A 17,879-nucleotide genomic window follows, 5' to 3' on the forward strand; every position below is an offset into this window, starting at 1 on the left:
CATGGAGAAGATCGGTCAGCGCTTGGTCAACTGGGCGTCGATCCTGGACCCGGGCACGCGTGAGCAGGCCGAGCGGGCGGCGACGATGCCGTTCATCCACCCGCACATCGCGCTGATGCCCGACGCCCACCTGGGCCGGGGCGCCACGGTGGGGTCGGTCATCCCGACGCTGCGCGCGATCATGCCCGCCGCCGTGGGCGTGGACATCGGCTGCGGCATGGCCGCGGTCCGGACCCAGTTCGACGTCGAGGGCCTGTGGCACGCGGCGGAGCGGAGCTGCCACGCCGGAGGCGGGACACAGCGCAAGGGGTCGCTCGCGCCGCTGCGGGAGGCGATCGAGCGGGCGATCCCGCTCGGCGCCGGGCACCACAACCGCAAGGTCGTGGCCACCGCGGAGCCGCGCGTCGAGGAGCTGGCGGAGCTCGCCGACGAGGCCGGGTTCGACCCGACGCGGGACAAGAAGGGGTGGGAGGCGCAGCTCGGCACGCTGGGCAGCGGCAACCACTTCATCGAGGTCACCGTCGACGAGGCCGGCCGGGTGTGGCTGTTCCTGCACTCCGGGTCCCGGGGCGTCGGCAACAAGATCGCCCAGCGGCACATCGCCGTCGCCCGGGAGGCATGCGCCGGCCAGGACCTGCCCGACGCCGACCTCGCCTACCTCACGGAGGACACCGAGGAGTTCTGGACCTACATCCGCGAGCTGCGGTGGGCCCAGCACTACGCGCTGCTCAACCGCGAGGAGATGATGGACCGGCTGGTCCGGCAGACCGCGGAGTTCGTCGGCACGGACGTCGTGGAGCAGGAGCGCATCTCCTGCCACCACAATTACACCGAGTCCGAGGAGCACTTCGGCGAGCAGGTCTGGGTCTCGCGCAAGGGCGCCATCGACGCGGCGACGGGCCGGGCCGGCCTCATCCCGGGGTCGATGGGCACGGCGTCGTACGTGGTGGCGGGCAAGGGCGAGCCCACCTCGCTGCACAGCTCGCCCCACGGGGCGGGCCGGGCGTACTCGCGGACGAAGGCCCGCAAGACCTTCACCCACGAGCAGCTGCGGGAGGCCATGGTCGGCATCGAGTTCCGGGACACCGACGCGTTCCTGGACGAGATCCCCGCGGCCTACAAGGACGTCGACGTGGTCATGGCCGACGCGGCCGACCTCGTCGAGATCCGGCACACACTGCGGCAGATCGTGAACGTCAAGGGCACGTAGGTTGGCGCGGTGCTCCGCCGCCAGGTCGTCGTCGCCACCCCGCGCGGGCTCGGGGAGGAGGCCGCCGGCCGGTTCGCCACCGCCGCGCGGGGCCAGCCCGCCCGCGTCCACGTCGTCGTGGCCGACGGCCGGTCGGCCGAGGCCCGCAGCACGCTCGCGGTGGTCGAGCTGGGCGTCGACGGCGGTCAGGAGGTCACGCTGACCGTCGACGACACCCAGCCCGGCGCCGAGGCCAGCCTCGAGGCCCTCGCCGCGCTTCTGGCGAGGGACCTCGAGGCCGACGACGAGCCCGGCCTCGAGGCCTGACCCTCACACCACCGCGGTCTCGCCCCAGATGTCCTCCAGGTAGCGGTGCGACGCCCGCAGGCCCGCGAGCCACGCCTCGCCGTCGGACGCGCCCGCACCGGTCTTCGCCCGGAACACCGCCACCAGCGCCGCGCGCACGCCCGGCGCCATGGTCGAGGCGTTGCCGCAGACGTAGACCACCGCCTCCTCCTGCAGCGCCGCCCACACCTCGTCCGCCGCGCCCTCGAGCGCGTGCTGGACGTAGCGGTACGGCGCGCCCGCCACCCGTGAGTACGCCGGGAACAGGGTGGCGACGCCCGCCTTCTCGAACGCGGCGAGCTCGTCGGCGTAGAGCAGGTCGTCCTCGGGGTCGCGGCAGCCGAGGAACAGCAGCGATCGCGCGATCGGCACCCCCTGCGCGCGCAGCGCCTCGCGCTCCTGGAGGAACCCGCGGAACGGGGCCATGCCCGTCCCCGCCCCCACCATGATCATCGGCACGTGCGGGTTCTCCGGCGGCCGGAAGGCGATGCTGGGCGAGCGGACGAACGTGAACACCGTGCCGCCCTCCGGCACCCCGGCCAGGTGCCCCGAGCAGACGCCGCGGTAGGTCGACCCGTCGCCGGCGCGGGCCGGGCCCTCGAGCAGGCCGACGGTCAGCGCCACCGCCGACGAGGTCTGCGGCGACGACGAGATCGAGTAGAACCGCGGGCGCAGCGGGGGCAGCAGGTCGAGGAACGCCGCGAACGGCAGCTCGCACTCCGGGTGGGCCTCGAGCAGCTCGAGCAGCGTGCGCCGCGGCTTCGCGATCTGCTCCCGGTAGCGCGCCTTCGACTCGTCGTCGGAACCCGCCAGGGCCGCGAGCTCGTCGCGCGCCGGCCCCGCGGGCATCGCCGCCGCCATCGCCGTCAGCCCGCCGCGGCCCGCGACGTCCTGCAGCTCCACGCAGCCGGCGAGGATCGCGAGCAGCGGGTACGGCTCACCGACGGGCAGGTGGGTCGGAGCGCTGCCGCTCGCGGTCAGCGTCACGTACTGGCCGCCGTCGAGCCGGAAGCGGGTGATGACGCGGTTGACCAGCCCCATCGGGTTGCGCGGCAGGACCCCGAGGTGGTCGCCGGTGCCGTAGGTGGCGCCGGCGGGCAGCGCGATCTCGAGGTGGCGCACCGAGCGCCCGCCCGCGGTGCCGGCGCGGCCGGTGAGCTCGCGGTTGACCCGCACCGTGGCCGCCTGCCCGCGGTAGGACTGCAGCACGGGGCTGGCGGTGCGGCGCTGCTCGAGCGTCACGGCCAGGCGCGGGCCGCCGTCCGCCGCCGTAGTGGCGGCGGCGTCCAGACCCAGCGCGGTGCCCAGCGCGTCCCACAGCCCGCCGAACCAGGCCTCGAACTGCCCGTCGAAGTCGCCGCGGGCGTCGCCCTCGCCGCGGGGGTACACGCGCGTGCCGCCCCGGGCCTCGAGTCCGGCGTCGACCCGGGTCGGCACGGCCTGGTACGTCGCCGCCCAGTCGCGGTTGCCGCACCCGAAGACCGTGTACCTCACCCCCGTGGCCGAGGACGCCGAGCCGTCCAGCCAGGCGCAGAACTTCCCCGCGTTGTCGGGTGGCTCCCCGTTGTACGACGAGGTCACCACCACCACGGCGCCCTCGGCCGGCAGCTCCCCCACCGCGTCGTCGAGCGGGGCGGTGCGGGCGGTGTAGCCGCGGTCGGTCCCGTCGCGGGCGATCCGGGTCGCGAGGTCCTCGGCGGCGCCGAGGTTGGAGCCGAACAGCACCAGCAGCGGCGTGCCGTGGCGGTCGGCGGCGGCCACGGGCAGGGACGCGGAGCGCGGCTCGGGGACGGCGGCGGCCGCGGGCCGCGGGGACGCGCCCCACGTCCGGCCCGACCGCGGGCGCACACCGATGGTCAGCCCCTCGGGCTTGAGCGTCAGCGACTCCTTGATCTTCAGCTGGTAGTCCGCCGTGTCGAGGAGGTCGAACCGGTGCATGACCATCGCCAGCACCAGCGTCGCCTCCTGCATGGCGAACTGGCGCCCGATGCAGGCGCGCTGGCCCGAGCCGAAGGGCCGGAAGGCGTTGGGCGGCAGGGCGTCGCGGCGCTCCGGCGCGAAGTGCTCGGGGTTGAACTCCTCGGCGTCGTCACCCCAGACCTCGGGGAGCCGGTGCAGCATCGGCGTCAGCGCGATGATCGACTGCCCGGGCTCGAACGGGCCCCACCCGCCCACTGTGGTGGCCTCGCGGGCCTGGCGCGTGAACGCGGGCGCGGTCGGCCAGAGGCGCAGCGTCTCGTCGAGGATCTGCCGGATGTAGCCGAGCTGCCCGATCTGCGACACGGTCGGTGCCACCGAGGGATCGGTGCCGAACACGCGGTCGATCTCCTCCTGCGCCCTCGCCACCACCTCGGGGTGCTTGAGCAGGTACGCGATCGCGAACGAGAGCAGACCGCTGGTGGTCTCGTGGCCGGCGACGAGGAACGTGACGCACTGGGCGACGATGTTGTGGTCGGGCAGGGAGTTCCCGGCCTTGTCGGTGCCGACGAGCATGTGCCCGAGCAGGTCGTTCCCGGGGTCCCCGGACGCCTTCCGCTCCTCGAGGATGCGCTGGACCGTGTCGTCCATGTACTTGGCGTCGGCCATCAGCTTGCGCTGGGCCCCGCGCCGCAACGGCAGCAGCGCCGGGGGCACCTGCTGGCGGTGCTGCGTCTCGTGCAGCGCGCCCATCATCGCCTCGACGAACGGGTGCTGGGTGTCGCGGTAGAACGAGTTGAAGCGGTACCCGAAGCCGCAGAGCGCGATGGTGTCGAGGGTCAGGCGCGTCATGTCGGACGCGACGTCGATCGGCTCGCTCGGGTCCTGGCGCTCCCACTTCAGGCAGAGCTGCTCGGCGATGTCGACCATCGGGTCGAGGTAGCCCTTCATGGCCCAGGTGGAGAAGCTGGGCAGCAGGATGTCGTGGGCGGACTTCCAGAGCGGGTCCTCGGTGTCGGCGGTGAAGAGGCCCGCGCTCTGGTGGGTCTTGCGGAACTCCCGCTGGCTCAGCCCGACGAGCTTGTCGAAGCGGGAGTCGTCGCAGAGGTCGTCCACCATCTCCAGGCCCGAGACCACGTAGCGGATCCCGGACGGCGAGCGCACGGCGTAGATCGGGCCGTACTCGCGCGTGAGCGCCATGAGGTCCTGGATCAGCGTGGCCGGGTGGACCTCGCGGACGTTGCCCAGCAGCGGCAGGCCCTTCGGCCCGGGGACGTCGGCGGGGGTGCGCGACGCGGGACGCTCTGCCGTGGTCGAAGTTGGGGTGGTCATGGCTCGCTCCTCGGGCTCAGCGCGTCGCGGGGGTCGGGTCGGGGGCGGCGGGGAGGGCCGCCCGGCGGTCGTGGCGCAGGAGGACGACCGCGACGAGCAGCACCCACGCCGGCAGGATGAGCAGGCTCGCGGGGTGGTCGGTCGCGGTGACCAGCAGCCACGCCGCGAGCAGGTAGCCGACGACCGCCGCGCCGCGGGGCATGACGCCCGCGCCGCGCAGCAGCGTCGTGGTGGTCAGCGCGAACATCCCCGCGCCGCGCACCGAGAACAGGAAGACCAGGCCGTAGCCGAGCGCGGACAGCGCCCGCGCGGTGTCCGGTGCCAGCGGCGCGCCGCCGCCGATCGTCGTCAGCAGGACCGGCGTCGCGAGCGCCGCGGTCCCGGCGAACAGCAGCGCGACGAACAGCACCCCGGACAGCAGGTTGAGCCCGTGCGCCATCGCCGACGGCGCCGGCTCCAGCGTGTCGAGCACCGAGCGCAACGCGACGACGAACCACAGGAACGCGATGCCGGCCAGGGGGACGAGGTAAATCGCGACGGCGGTGACCAGGGTGTCGCCGGCCCCGTCGTAGAACGCGCCGTAGTCGGCGACCGGGTCGCCGAGGTGCGGCACGCCGTTCACGGCGACCAGGGCCGCGGTGAACAGGACCGCGAACACGACGCCCATCACGGCCGCGAGGCGCGGCGACGCCGGCGTCACCCGGGGCGCCGCTCGTCGCCGGGGGGCACGGGCTGCAGGTCCTCCAGGATGCGCAGCAGGTCGAGCGTGCCGGAGAACGCCTGCTCGCCGCCGGTCTCGGTGCTCACGGTGCCCTCCAGACGCCCGTCGGGGGCGCGGAGCAGGTCGACCGTCAGGTGCATGGCGACCTCCTCCTGCGCTCACCGTCGAGCGTGGTGCCTGCGAGGGGTCGCGGGGACCGGCCGGACCTTCCAGTCGACCTTCCAGTCGCGAGGTGCGCTCCGCGCACGTGAGCACTTCTCGGTGCTCGGGCACCGAGAAGTGCTCACGTGCGCCGGAGGTGCACCTGCAGCTCTCGGCGGGAGGTCACGCCGAGCTTCGCGTAGACGTTGCTGAGGTGGTAGGCGACCGTGCGCGGGGTGATGTACAGGTCGCGCCCGACCTCACGGTTGGTCAGGCCGCGCGCGACGAGGGCGACGACGGCCTCCTCGTGCGGCGTGAGGCCCAGGGCCTCGTGCGCGCCGGCCGGCGTCAGCCCGGCGCCGTGCAGCAGCTCCTCGCAGCGCCGGCACCACGGCGCCGCGCCGAGGCGCGCGAGGACGTCGCGGGCACCCCGCACGAGGTCGAGCCCGGCGCGGCGCTCGCCGGTGGCCAGGAGCCCGCGCCCGATCTCGGCCTCGAGGCGGGCGGCGGCGTGCGGGGCGTCCGGCTCCGTCACCCCGGCCTCGGCGAGTGAACGCGGCGTCGGCCGGCCCGCGGCGACGTCGAGGCGCACGCGCAGCCGGACGGCGTCGACGGCGTGCCGACCGCGGGCCCGGGCGGCGAGCTCCGCGACGCCGCCGGCAGCCTTCTCGGTCCGCCCGAGGTCGAGCAGCGCCTCGGCCTCCAGCACGCGCGGCGCGAGCATCCCGAGGCCGTCGGTCAGCGCCCGGACACCGGGGACGCACGCCGGGGCGAGCGCGCGCAGGACGCCCTCGGGGTCGTCCTCGACCGCGGCGAGCACGGCCCCGGCGATCGCGGTGCACACGTCCCGGCCCCACCACCGCGGCCCGAGCCCCGCCGCCGCGTCGAGGTGCGCCCGCGCCTCGTCGCCGCGTCCCCGCACCGCCAGTGCCTCGGCCGCGAACGCGTGCGCGAGGGCGCCGGGCAGCGCCGTGCCCCCGTCGCGGGCGTGCGAGGTGGCCAGCTCGAACCCCTCGACCACCCCGTCGGGGCGCCCGACGCGGTCCTGCACCGCCGGGCGGAACGCGAGCCCCAGCGCCAGCGCGCGGACCGGCTCGCCGGCGCGGGCCCGGCGGACGGCCTCGTCGAGGTCCGCGGCCGCGGCCGGGTCGTCGCCGGCGAGCGTGGCGAGCACCCCGCGCAGGATCAGCACGTCCACCGGCGGCGGGCGCCCGTCCACCACCGCACGACCCAGCACCGCGTGGGCCTGGTCGCCGTGGCCGCCGACCGCGAGACCGAGCACGAGCGCGAGCCCGCCGGGCAGGCGGACGTCGTCGCCGCGGGCGCCGGCCCCGAGCGCGGCGCCGGCCGTGGCCACCGCCGCGCCGGGGTCGCCCTGGAGCAGGTGCAGGACCGCGAGGTGTGCCGCGGCGCCCGCCCGCGCCCGGTCCCCCGGCCGGTCCTCGCCCGGGCCCTCCGGGGCCGTCGCCACGGCGGCCTCGAGCCGCTCGCGCCCGACGCCGAAGCGCCCGGACAGCACCGCGAGCTGGCCGAGGACCGCGGTGCGCCACGGCCCTGGCGTGCACGCCTCGACCGCCGGTTCGAGCGCCACCGCGCGGGCGACCTCGCCCTCGGCGAGCAGCCGCGACGCCGCCGCCAGCATCCGGCGCTCGCGCTCCGACGGCACGGTGCTGAGGTCCGCGGCGGCGTGCAGGAGGTCGGCGGCCTCGGTGCCCGCGACGGCCGCGCCCGGCGCCGACACGAGCTCCTCGAGCGCGTCGGCGAGCGCGGCGTCCGGGCCCGCGGCGGCGGCGACCCGGTGGTCGAGGGCCGCCCGCCCGGCGAGCAGGCCGGCCGCGGCCGCGTGCAGGGCGCGACGGCGGGCGGGCGGCAGGTCCCCGCGCACCGCGGCGCGCACCAGCGGGTGCACGAAGCCGAGCCGCACCGGCGGCCCACCGGGGCGTTCCTCGAGCAGGCCCAGCCCGACGGCCTCGTCGAGCGCGGCGGCGGTGTCCTCCGACGCGTCGCCGAGCCCGGCGACGGCGGCCGCGAGCGCCAGCGGCGCGCTCTCCCCGAGCACCGACGCCGCGACGACCAGTGCCTCGGTCGCCGGCGCGGCGCGGGCCAGCCGCACGAGCACCACCGAGGGCAGGCTGCGCGGCGCGGGCAGGGTGTCGGCGGTGCCGGCGAGCACCTCCGGCGGCAGCTCCTCGATGAGGGTCCGGGCGTGCAGCGGGTGGCCGCGGGTGTGCCGCCACAGCCGGTCCGCGGCGCCGGTGGAGCCCAGCGGGCGGCCGAGCGCGGCCGCGAGCTCGGAGAGCTCGGCGGGGTCCAGGCCCTCCAGGCGCAGCCGGTGCACCGCGCGCGACGTCGCGGGCAGCCGCTCCCACCACGGCTCGCCCGCGGGCTCCTCGGGCCCCGGCGTCCGGACCCCCGCGAGCACGAGGACCCGGTCGTGGCGCAGCCGGCGCAGCGCGAAGACGAGCACCCGCACCGAGGCCGGGTCGGCCCACTGGACGTCGTCGAGCACCACGAGCACCGGGTCCTCGCCGGGCACCGCGCCGAGCGCCGCGAGCAGGTCCGCGCCGACGGCGAGGGGGTCGGCGCGCGGGTCCCGGTCGGGCCGCAGGAGGGCGTGGCGCTCCACGAGCTCGCGCGGCAGGTCGGCGACGAGCTGGTCGAGCAGCCCGTGCGCCAGCGCCGACTCCGCCGCGTCCCCGGTGGCCGACAGCACCACGGCCGCGTGCCGGTCGGCGGTGGCGCGGGTGAGCAGCGCGGTCTTGCCGGTGCCCGCCTCGCCCTCGACCCACACGATGCGCGGCTCGCCCGCCCGCGCCCGGTCCCACGCCTCGTCGACCACCGCGAGCGCGTCCCGGCGCCCGACGAACGCGGGGGCCGCGAGCGGGCGCCGGAGACGCGGCAGCTCACGGCGCATGGTCACGTCCCGACCAGAGCGCACCCGGACGACCCTGTCCAGGGCCACTTCCGTGGGACACCGGACGATCGCCCTGCGTGCCCGACCTGCGGCGATGCGGCGAGGGGATCAGCGCCGCACGGACAGGCCCACGCGCTGGAACTCCTTGAGGTCGGAGTAGCCCGTCTTGGCCATCGCCCGGCGCAGCGCGCCGAAGAGGTTGGCGGTGCCTGCGCCGGAGCGCGCGGGACCGGTGAGCACCCCGCCGAGGTCGGCGGCGGCCGTCGGCACGCGGGTGATGCCGCTGCGGGGCAGCGACGGGTGCGCCGCCGACGCCGTCCAGTACCAGCCGCCGCCCGGGGCCTCCTCCGCGCCCGCGAGCTGCTCGCCCAGCATCACCGCGTCGGCGCCGCAGGCGATGGCCTTGGCGATGTCGCCCGAGGTGTCCATGCCGCCGTCGGCGACGACGTGGACGTAGCGCCCGCCGGTCTCGTCGAGGTAGTCGCGGCGCGCGGCGGCCGCGTCGACCAGCGCGGTGGCCATGGGGACGCCGATGCCCAGCACGGAGTCGGTGGAGGTGGCGGCGGCCTGGCCGTAGCCGACGACGACGCCGGCGGCGCCGGTGCGCATGAGGTGCATCGCCGTGCGGTAGTCGCCGACACCGCCGGCGACGACGGGGATGTCGAGCGAGTCGATGAAGTCCTCGAGGTCCAGCGGGCCCTCGGCGCCGTCCTCCCCGCCCACGTGCTCGGCGGAGATGATCGTGCCCTGGACGACCAGCACCTCGACGCCCGCGGCGAGCAGGGTGGGCGTCAGCTCGCGGGCGTGCTGCGGGCTGACCCGGGCGGCGACGGTGGCGCCGGCCGCCCGGACGCGCTCGAGCGCCTCGGTGAGCAGCGCCGGCTGCACGGGCGCGGCGTGCAGGCGCTGCAGCTCGGCGACGGCGTCGGCGGGGTCGACCGCGGCGCGCGCCGCGACCTCGGCCAGCGCCTTCTCGGCCTCGGCGTGCCGCGCCCACAGGCCCTCGGCGTTGAGCACGCCCAGGCCGCCCAGCTCGCCGACGCGCGCGGCCGTGACCGGGCTGACCACGGCGTCGGTGGGGTGGGTGAGCAGCGGGAGCTCGAAGCGGTAGGCGTCGAGCTGCCACGCCGTCGACACCGCCGACGACGAGCGCGTCCGCCGCGACGGCACGATGTCGAGGTCGTCGAAGACGTAGCTGCGCTGGGCGCTGCGGCCCCGGCCGATCTCGACCTGCTCGCGCACGCGGAGGCCCTCCCTGTCAGGTCGTAGCGCTAGCGCGCCCCGTAGTTCGGCGCCTCGGCGGTCATCGTGACGTGGTGCGGGTGCGACTCGGCGAGCCCCGCCGCGGTGATGCGCACGAAGTGCGCCCGCTGCAGCTCTGCCGTGGAACGCGAGCCCGTGTAGCCCATCGCCGCCCGCAGCCCGCCCACCAGCTGGTGGGCCACCTGGGCGAGCGGCCCCCGGAAGGGTACGCGGCCCTCCACGCCCTCGGGCACCAGCTTGTCGTCGGACAGCACGTCGTCCTGGAAGTAGCGGTCCTTCGAGTACGAGCCCTGGCGCCCGCGCGTCTGCATCGCGCCCAGCGACCCCATGCCCCGGTACGCCTTGTACTGCTTGCCGTCGAGCAGCACCAGGTCGCCCGGCGTCTCGGCGGTGCCCGCGAGCAGCGAGCCGAGCATCACGGTGCTGGCGCCCGCCGCCAGCGCCTTGGCGATGTCGCCCGAGGACTGCAGCCCGCCGTCGCCGATGATCGGCACCCCGGCCGGGGTGGCCGCCGCGGCCGCCTCGTGGATCGCGGTGATCTGCGGGACGCCGACGCCGGCGATGACCCGCGTGGTGCAGATGGAGCCCGGCCCGACGCCGACCTTGATCGCGTCGGCGCCCGCGTCCACCAGGGCCTGCGCCGCGGTGCGCGTCGCGACGTTGCCGCCGACGACCTCGACCCGCTCCCCGAGCTCCTGCTTGAGCTTCGCGACCATGGCCGTGACCGCGCGCGAGTGCCCGTGCGCGGTGTCGACCACCAGGACGTCGGCCCCGGCGTCGACCAGCGTCATCGCCCGCGTCCACGCGTCGTCGCCGACGCCGACGGCGGCCCCGCAGAGCAGGCGGCCGTCCGGGTCCTTGGTGGCGAGAGGGTACTGCTCGGTCTTGACGAAGTCCTTGACCGTGATGAGCCCGCGCAGGATGCCGGCGCCGTCGACGAGCGGCAGCTTCTCGATCTTGCGGCGGCGCAGCAGGCCGAGCGCGGCCTCGGCGGTGACGCCGACCTGCGCGGTGACGAGGTCCTCGGCGGTCATGACGTCGCGCACCCGGCGCGAGTGGTCGACCTCGAAGCGCATGTCGCGGTTGGTGATGATGCCGACCAGGCGGCCGTCGTGGTCGACCACGGGCAGCCCGGAGATGCGGAACCGGGCGCAGAGGGCGTCGACCTCGGCGAGCGTGTCGTCCGGCGAGCACGTGACCGGGTCGGTGACCATGCCGGCCTCGGACCGCTTGACCACCTCGACCTGCGACGCCTGCTCCTCGGCCGGCAGGTTGCGGTGCAGCACGCCCATGCCGCCCTGGCGCGCCATGGCGATGGCCATGCGCGACTCGGTGACCGTGTCCATCGCCGAGCTGACCAGCGGTACGCGCAGCGTCACCCGCCGGGTGAGCCGCGCCGAGGTGTCGGCCTCCGAGGGCACGACGTCGGACTCGGCGGGCAGGAGCATGACGTCGTCGAAGGTCAGGCCGAGCAGGGCGAACTTCTCGCTGTCGACGGGTCCGGCCCCGTAGCGCTCGGTCTCCCGCATCCCGGCCTCCGTCAGCACCATGCCCCCGATCGTAGTCCGACCCGCGGACCGGTCCCCCGGGCGCGCACACCGCGACGCGTGACGCCCACCGCGTGGCGGGTAAATTGCTGGTCGTGCCGTATGAAGCGTTGCCGCCCGACCCGTTCGCGGGGGATCCCGCGGACCCTGCCCGCGCGCTCGGGGGATCGGAGTCCGACGGCGACGGCGACGCCCCGCTGGACGACGCCGAGCGCGACGAGGTGGTGGCCGACCTCGGGGACCTCGCGGTGTTCGAGGCGCTGCTCGCCCCGCGCGGCATCCGCGGTGTGGTGGTCGACTGCGAGGACTGCTCCGAGCAGCACTACCACGACTGGGACCTGCTGCGCGCCAGCCTCCAGCAGCTGCTCGACGAGGGCCACATGCGCCCGCACGAGCCCCCGTTCGACCCCGACCCGGCGGCCTACGTCACCTGGGAGTACTGCCGCGGCTTCGCGGACGCGACGCTCGCCGAGTAGCACCCACCGACACCGACGAACGGCCCGGTCCCCTCGCGGGGGCCGGGCCGTTCGTCGTGGCGGTGGTGCGTCAGCCGGTGGTCGACGTCGCGCCGGGGGTGGAGGAGAGACCGTTGGTGGTGGTCGTCTCGTCCGGCGCGTCCTGCGTGTCGGCCGGGACTCCCGGGTCGTCCGGCGTGGCCGGGTCTGCGGGCGGCGCCACCGGAGTCGGGGAGACCTGGTCCTCCGGGGTCTGTCCCGCGCCCGTCGTCGGCTCCGTCGTCGGCTCCGTCGACCCGGAAGCGGGCTGGCGGGTGGACGGCGACGGGTCGTTCTGGAGCGAGCTCTGCACCCGGTCGCGCTCGGCGACCAGCGGAGCGCGCTGCTCCGGCTCGACCTGCGGGATCGCGATGTTGGCCTGGGCGAGCTCGTTGCGCGCGGCCTGGGTGTCGCCCCGCGCCAGCGCGCCGTTGGCGGCCTCGATGCGGTTGCGGACCTCCTCGACGCGCTCGACGCCCTGGGCGCGCTCGGAGAAGAAGACCTTGGAGACGCCCCAGAGCGTGTCGCCGGGCATCGCGCCGTGGACCGCGACCGTCAGCCCCGCACAGGCGACGGCGGCCGCGACGGCGGCGATGGCGAACGGCATGCGCCGACGGCCGCGGGACCGCAGCCGATCGCGCGACTCGTGACCCGCCGCGACGGCCTCGGCCGCCTCGTCCAGGGTGACGAGCTCGGGCATCGGGTCGGCCTCGATGTCGGCACGCCACGCCGCCAGGATCGCGGCGAGGCTGTCGTCGTCGGTGCCGCCGAAGCCGTAGCCGCCCTGATCACCCGCACCGGCACCGCCGGCGAGCGCGTCGATCAGGGCGTCGTCCGCCCGGACCGCAGCGAGGTCGACGGGGCCGTCGACGAGGTCACCCTCGGACCCGCCCGACGCCCGGTGGCCGCCCACTCAACTCACCTCTTCCGAGATCGCGGACACGGCGGTCCGCAGCTTCGACAGGGCCCGGTGCTGTGCCACCCGCACCGCACCGGGAGTGGACTCGACCGCTTTGGCGGTCTCCTCCGCCGACAGTCCAACGACGACACGCAGCACGAGGATTTCCCTCTGTTTGGGGGGCAGCGTGTCGAGCAGTTGACCCATCTGGACCGACAACGCTCCGTTCAGTGCTCGCTGCTCGGGTCCGTCCCGGGGATCGAGCTCCTCGGGGAGCTCCTCCACGGGCTCGGAACGGCTGCGGGCGACCGAGCGGTGGGCGTCGACGACCTTGTGGGCGGCGATCCCGTACACGAACGCGAGGAACGGGCGGCCCTGGTCCCGGTATCCCGGCAGCGCTGTCAGCACGGCGAGACACACCTCCTGGGCCACGTCGTCGGCCGAGACCGATGACCGTTCGTGCCGGCCGATGCGCGCACGGCAGTACCGCACGACCAACGGCCGGATGATCGCGAGAACGCGGTTGAGGGCAGAGCGGTCGCCGTCGTTGGCGGCGGCCACCAGACCCTCGAGATCGTTCCCTGCATCAGTCATCGCTGCGCGTGGCCCCGGTGTTACGCGGGGCGGTGTCACCGGGCGCATCGGCACGGATGTCGACACGGGGTCCACCGCCGGACGGTCCGCCGTCCCGGCCGCGGTGAGCGGGTCGGGCGACGGCGTGGTCCGTGCAGCGTAACGGGCGGGGCCCGCACTCGGCGGGGCAGGCGTGGCGTTCGCCCGATCCGGCGCACGCCACCGGTCCGCGGCGCGGTGGACCGCGCGCGGGATGCCGATCACCGGCGTCGGGAGGTCGTCGACCGGCACCCGGTGGGTGACGTCGACCCGGGCTCCCGAGCGTCCGTCGTTCCGGGAGGCGGTCAGGAGACCAGGCCCCGTCGGAAGCCGTGCGCGACGGCCTGCGCACGGTCACGGACGCCGAGCTTGCGGAACAGCCGGCGCGCGTGGGTCTTGACGGTGTCCTCGGAGAGGTAGAGCTCGCGGCCGATCTGGCCGTTGCTCTTGCCCTGGGCCATGCCGCGCAGGACCTGCAGCTCGCGCTCGGTGAGCTGGACACCCGAGTCGGCGGGCGTGCGGGGCGCGGGCACCGACGTGCTGGCCAGCGTGTGCGCCAGCGCGGCGACGAGCTCCGGGCGGGAGGCGTCCCACCGCAGGTAGCCGCGCGCGCCGCCGGCAATGGCCGCGGCGATGCTGCCGGAGTCGTCGGGCGCGCCGAAGACGATGACGTTGGCCTGCGGGTGCGCCGCGACGAGCCGGCGCGTGGCCTCGACCCCGGTGGGCACGGCCCGCTGGGTGCCGACGAGCACGACGTCGACGGTCTGCCGCGAGAAGCGCGTGAGCAGCTCGTCGCCGTGGGCGACGCAGTCGATGCGGTGGACTCCCGGGACCGCGGACATCACCCTGGTGAGGCCTTCACGGACGCTGCGACGGTCGTCGCAGATCAGCACCGTGGTCACGGGAGCTCCTTTCTGCAGCGACCCTGCAGTCGATGAGCGAGCACTCTCCCCCATCGGCACGCGGAGCGGCGAGCTTGACCCGCCGGCGGCTCCCGATTCACTGATCCGCCCGGGGACCCCACCCCGGGTGGGTCCGGGGCCGACGTGCCGGTCCATGCGCTCTCCTCACGACGGGCGCAGGACGACCACGCCTCGATGGGGCCGAGGGCATCACGCCCGATCGGCACCGCCCGGTCCCCTCGACCGGTCGGCTGTGACGACCCTCCCCCTGTCCAACGTGCGGACGACCCTACGGTGACGACCGGAGATCCACCCGATACGACCGTCCGGCGACACCCGCCCGTACTCAACGTGCGGCGAATGATCACGGATCGGAGCCGTCTCGGCAAGCACCATGACATGTAAGGGACGAGCGGTGGTGCGGAATGGCGCACGTCGCAGTGCCTTGTCGTCGCGCGCGGTACCGCCATAGGGTCCAACGCGGTGTCTGCGGTCCGCACCGTGGCGCTCACGAACAGTGACGAACCGCTTCACAGCCGCACGCGACGAGGAGGTGCCTGATGGCCGACGTCCGCCGGCTGCCGGGGCCCAACGCCGACATCTGGGACTGGCAGCGCCTCGGCGCGTGCCGCGGCATGGACAGCGCGTTCTTCTTCCACCCCGACGGTGAGCGGGGCCCCGCGCGCGCCCACCGGGAGCGCCGGGCCAAGGCGGTCTGCCGCGACTGCCCGGTGATCGAGCCGTGCCGCCGCCACGCCATCGCCGCGGGCGAGCCCTACGGCATCTGGGGCGGTCTCTCGGAGTCCGAGCGGGTCGCGGTCTCCACGGGCCGGCCCCGCCGCCTCACGGGCCGCTGAGCGACCGACCCGCCCCACGACGACGAACGGCCCCGCACCGGGTGGTGCGGGGCCGTCGTCTCGTTCAGGGCTCGCTAATGCCCGTGGCCGTGGCCGTGGCCGTGCCCACCGCCGGCGGCGGGGGCCTCCTCCTCGGGCTTGTCCACGACGGCGCTCTCGGTGGTGAGCACCATCCGCGCGATCGAGGTGGCGTTCTCCAGGGCGGAGCGGGTGACCTTGACGGGGTCGATGATCCCGGCCTCCATGAGGTCGCCGTACTTCTCGCTCGCGGCGTCGTAGCCGGTGCCCCAGGCCCCGTCGGCGACGTGGGCGGCGACGACCGAGCCCTCGAGCCCGGCGTTGTGGGCGATGGCGCGCAGCGGCGCGGACAGCGCCCGGCGCACCAGGGCGACGCCCGTGGCCTCGTCGCCGGTGAGTCCCAGGCCGCCCTCGAGCTCGGCCGAGGCGTGCAGCAGCGCGCTGCCGCCACCGGGGACGATCCCCTCCTCCACCGCGGCGCGGGTGGCGGCGATCGCGTCCTCGATGCGGTGCTTGCGCTCCTTCATCTCGGTCTCGGTGGCCGCGCCGACCTTGATGACGGCGACGCCGCCGGCGAGCTTCGCCAGCCGCTCCTGGAGCTTCTCGCGGTCCCAGTCGGAGTCGGTGTCGGTGATCTCGCGGCGGATCTGGGAGATCCGGGCGTCCACGTCGGACTTCTGCCCGCCGCCCTCGACGAGGGTGGTGGTGTCCTTGGTGATCACCGCGCGGCGCACGGAGCCGAGCACCTCGACGCCGGACTCGGAGAGCTTGACGCCGGTCTCGGGGTTGACCACGGTCGCGCCGAGCGCGGCCGCGAGGTCGTCCACGAACGCCTTCCGGCGGTCGCCGAAGAACGGCGCCTTGACCGCGGCGACCCGCACCGTCTTGCGGATGGAGTTGACCACCAGCGTCGAGAGCGCCTCGGCCTCGACGTCCTCGGCGATGATCAGCAGCGGCTTGCCGCCCTCGGCGACCTTCTCGAGCAGCGGGAGCAGCTCGGAGATCGAGCTGATCTTCTCGCGGTGCAGAAGGACCTGCGCGTCCTCGAGCACCGCCTCCATCGAGTCGCCGTCGGTGACGAAGTACGGCGAGATGTAGCCCTTGTCGAACTGGAGGCCCTCGGTGATCTCCAGCTCGGTGGCCAGGGTCGAGGCCTCCTCGACGGTGATGACGCCGTCCTCGCCGACGGACTCCATGGCCTCGCCGATGAGGTCGCCGATCGTCTGGTCGCGCGAGGCGACCGCGCCGACGGCGGCGATGCCCTGGCGGCCGTCGACCGGGGTGGCGCGCGAGCGCAGCACCTCGGTGACCTTCTCGGTGGCGGCGACCATGCCCGCGCCGAGCGCGGTGGGGTTGGCGCCCGCGGCGAGGTTGCGCAGGCCCTCGGAGACGAGCGCCTGGGCCAGCACGGTGGCGGTGGTGGTGCCGTCACCGGCGACGTCGTTGGTCTTGGTGGCGACGTTCTTCGCGAGCTGCGCCCCGAGGTCCTCGAACGGGTCGTCGAGCTCGATCTCGCGGGCGATGGTGACCCCGTCGTTGGTGATCGTCGGACCACCGAACTTCTTCTCCAGCACGACGTGGCGCCCGCGCGGCCCGAGGGTCACGACGACCGTGTTCGCCAGCTGGTCGACGCCCCGCTCCAGCGCGCGCCGGGCGGTCTCGTCGAACGTGATCTGCTTCGGCACAACGTTCCTTCCTGATCCGGCCGGACACGACGACGCCCCGGTGTCCCCGAGTGTCCGGGGGCACCGGGGCGGTGTCCGTGTCGTGCGCGGGCGTCCTTAGTTGACGACCGCCAGCACGTCGCGCGAGGACAGGATGAGGTAGTCCTCGCCCTGGTACTTCACCTCGGTGCCGCCGTACTTCGAGAAGATGACGACGTCGCCCACGGCGACGTCGAGCGGGATGCGGTTCCCGTTGTCGTCCACGCGGCCCGGGCCGACGGCGACGACCTTGCCCTCCTGGGGCTTCTCCTTCGCCGTGTCCGGGATGACGATGCCGGACGCGGTCGTGGTCTCGGCCTCGCTGGCCTGCACCACGAGCTTGTCCTCGAGCGGCTTGATGTTGACGTTGGCCACGTCGGTGACCTCCACCTGTCTGGGGTCGGAGCGGATTGCCGTTGTTGCTCGGCGTTCACGGCCTCGGTGGTCCACCCCGTCGTCGCGGGTGCCGGGGCGGCTCCGGTGCCGTGCTGTTTGGCACTCTAGCGCCGAGAGTGCCAAGGCATCAACGAGGGTCGGGCGCGGGCGCGTCCGCGGCGGCCCCGCCCGGGAGACGCCGCATCGTGTAGGCGTCGGCGCCCGAGGCGTAGTAGCGCCGGCGCGTCCCGAGCACGGTGAAACCGGTCGCCCGGTACAGGTGCAGGGCGGCCTCGTTGTCGGTGCGGACCTCGAGGTAGGTCGTCGCGCCGATGCCGTCCGCGGCCGCCAGCAGCTCCTCGAGCAGCGCCCGCCCGGTGCCGCGGCCCTGGTGGGCGGGGTCGACGCCGATGGTGTGGATCTCGGCCTCCGAGGACTGGCCGAGACGCCCGGGCAGCAGGGCGACGCCGCCGTAGCCCACGAGCACCCCCTGCTCCCGGGCCGCGAGGTAGAGGTGCCCGGCGCGCAGCTCGTCGCGGAACGCCCGCGCGCTCCACGGGTCGTCGCCGGGGAAGAGGATCGCCTCGAGCTCGGCGCAGCGGTCGGCGTCGTCGGCGGTGAGGGGGTCGAGGACGGGGCGGGGGGTCACGG

The 17,879-nt window shown here is 75.1% G+C and carries 16 protein-coding genes; 4 read left to right on the forward strand and 12 right to left on the reverse strand.

The features are described from left to right. The first annotated feature begins 1 nt into the window (after position 1). Both ACQPX6_RS26390 and ACQPX6_RS26395 read left to right on the forward strand, forming a co-directional pair. Entirely contained in the window at positions 2–1,210 is a 1,209-nt protein-coding gene (locus ACQPX6_RS26390; protein ID WP_433783658.1) for an RtcB family protein, read from the forward strand. 9 nt (positions 1,211–1,219) lie between these two features. Further along, on the forward strand, positions 1,220–1,516 hold the full coding sequence (locus tag ACQPX6_RS26395; protein WP_433783659.1) for an HPr family phosphocarrier protein: 297 nt from the start codon (positions 1,220–1,222) through the stop codon (positions 1,514–1,516). A gap of 3 nt (positions 1,517–1,519) precedes the next feature. Here the strand turns inward: ACQPX6_RS26395 and ACQPX6_RS26400 are convergent, their stop codons facing one another. The 6 genes from ACQPX6_RS26400 to guaB form a co-directional block, all read right to left on the reverse strand. Then, positions 1,520–4,783 (reverse strand): bifunctional cytochrome P450/NADPH--P450 reductase, encoded by a 3,264-nt coding sequence (locus ACQPX6_RS26400; RefSeq protein WP_433783660.1) that lies wholly within the window; start codon positions 4,781–4,783, stop codon positions 1,520–1,522. A gap of 16 nt (positions 4,784–4,799) precedes the next feature. Further along, the gene (locus ACQPX6_RS26405; protein WP_433783661.1) at positions 4,800–5,483 is read right to left on the reverse strand and encodes a hypothetical protein; all 684 of its coding nucleotides are present in this window, start codon (positions 5,481–5,483) and stop codon (positions 4,800–4,802) included. Beyond that, positions 5,480–5,644 (reverse strand): hypothetical protein, encoded by a 165-nt coding sequence (locus ACQPX6_RS26410; RefSeq protein ID WP_433783662.1) that lies wholly within the window; start codon positions 5,642–5,644, stop codon positions 5,480–5,482. The genes ACQPX6_RS26405 and ACQPX6_RS26410 overlap by 4 nt, the downstream gene beginning before the upstream one ends. Before the next feature lie 143 nt (positions 5,645–5,787). Continuing rightward, on the reverse strand, positions 5,788–8,559 hold the full coding sequence (locus tag ACQPX6_RS26415; RefSeq protein ID WP_433788360.1) for an ATP-binding protein: 2,772 nt from the start codon (positions 8,557–8,559) through the stop codon (positions 5,788–5,790). A gap of 108 nt (positions 8,560–8,667) precedes the next feature. Then, positions 8,668–9,801, reverse strand: coding sequence for a GuaB3 family IMP dehydrogenase-related protein (locus ACQPX6_RS26420; RefSeq protein WP_433783664.1), 1,134 nt, complete (start codon positions 9,799–9,801; stop codon positions 8,668–8,670). Between the two features lie 29 nt (positions 9,802–9,830). Then, complete coding sequence (gene guaB / locus ACQPX6_RS26425; protein WP_433788361.1) at positions 9,831–11,351, reverse strand: IMP dehydrogenase; 1,521 nt, start codon at positions 11,349–11,351, stop codon at positions 9,831–9,833. A gap of 104 nt (positions 11,352–11,455) precedes the next feature. Between guaB and ACQPX6_RS26430 the strand changes: the two genes are divergently transcribed. Then, on the forward strand, positions 11,456–11,845 hold the full coding sequence (locus tag ACQPX6_RS26430; protein ID WP_433788362.1) for a DUF5319 domain-containing protein: 390 nt from the start codon (positions 11,456–11,458) through the stop codon (positions 11,843–11,845). Positions 11,846–11,915: 70 nt separating this feature from the next. On the opposite strand, the gene ACQPX6_RS26435 is transcribed toward ACQPX6_RS26430, so the two are convergent. The 3 genes from ACQPX6_RS26435 to ACQPX6_RS26445 all read right to left on the reverse strand — a co-directional run bounded on the left by ACQPX6_RS26435 (position 11,916) and on the right by ACQPX6_RS26445 (position 14,275). Then, a complete protein-coding gene (locus tag ACQPX6_RS26435) occupies positions 11,916–12,776 on the reverse strand; it encodes an anti-sigma-D factor RsdA (protein ID WP_433783666.1) in 861 nt (286 codons plus the stop codon). Beyond that, a complete protein-coding gene (locus tag ACQPX6_RS26440; RefSeq protein ID WP_433788363.1) occupies positions 12,777–13,355 on the reverse strand; it encodes a sigma-70 family RNA polymerase sigma factor in 579 nt (192 codons plus the stop codon). Between the two features lie 323 nt (positions 13,356–13,678). Then, positions 13,679–14,275, reverse strand: a complete 597-nt coding sequence (locus tag ACQPX6_RS26445) for a response regulator transcription factor (protein ID WP_116709579.1) — start codon at positions 14,273–14,275, stop codon at positions 13,679–13,681. A gap of 560 nt (positions 14,276–14,835) precedes the next feature. On the opposite strand from ACQPX6_RS26445, the gene ACQPX6_RS26450 reads away from it, so the two are divergent. Beyond that, on the forward strand, positions 14,836–15,132 hold the full coding sequence (locus ACQPX6_RS26450; RefSeq protein WP_433783668.1) for a WhiB family transcriptional regulator: 297 nt from the start codon (positions 14,836–14,838) through the stop codon (positions 15,130–15,132). A 74-nt stretch (positions 15,133–15,206) separates the two neighbouring features. Here the strand turns inward: ACQPX6_RS26450 and groL are convergent, their stop codons facing one another. From groL to rimI, 3 genes are all read right to left on the reverse strand, one after another. Beyond that, entirely contained in the window at positions 15,207–16,835 is a 1,629-nt protein-coding gene (gene groL / locus ACQPX6_RS26455; RefSeq protein WP_433783670.1) for a chaperonin GroEL, read from the reverse strand. Positions 16,836–16,931: 96 nt separating this feature from the next. Beyond that, positions 16,932–17,243 carry a co-chaperone GroES gene (gene groES, locus ACQPX6_RS26460; RefSeq protein ID WP_433783671.1) on the reverse strand — a complete coding sequence of 104 codons (312 nt, stop codon included), beginning with the start codon at positions 17,241–17,243 and terminating at the stop codon, positions 16,932–16,934. Positions 17,244–17,376: 133 nt separating this feature from the next. After that, the gene (rimI, locus tag ACQPX6_RS26465; protein WP_433783673.1) at positions 17,377–17,877 is read right to left on the reverse strand and encodes a ribosomal protein S18-alanine N-acetyltransferase; all 501 of its coding nucleotides are present in this window, start codon (positions 17,875–17,877) and stop codon (positions 17,377–17,379) included. Positions 17,878–17,879 lie beyond the last annotated feature (2 nt).

The organism is Actinomycetospora sp. CA-101289 (assembly GCF_050955895.1).
Lineage (GTDB): Bacteria > Actinomycetota > Actinomycetes > Mycobacteriales > Pseudonocardiaceae > Actinomycetospora.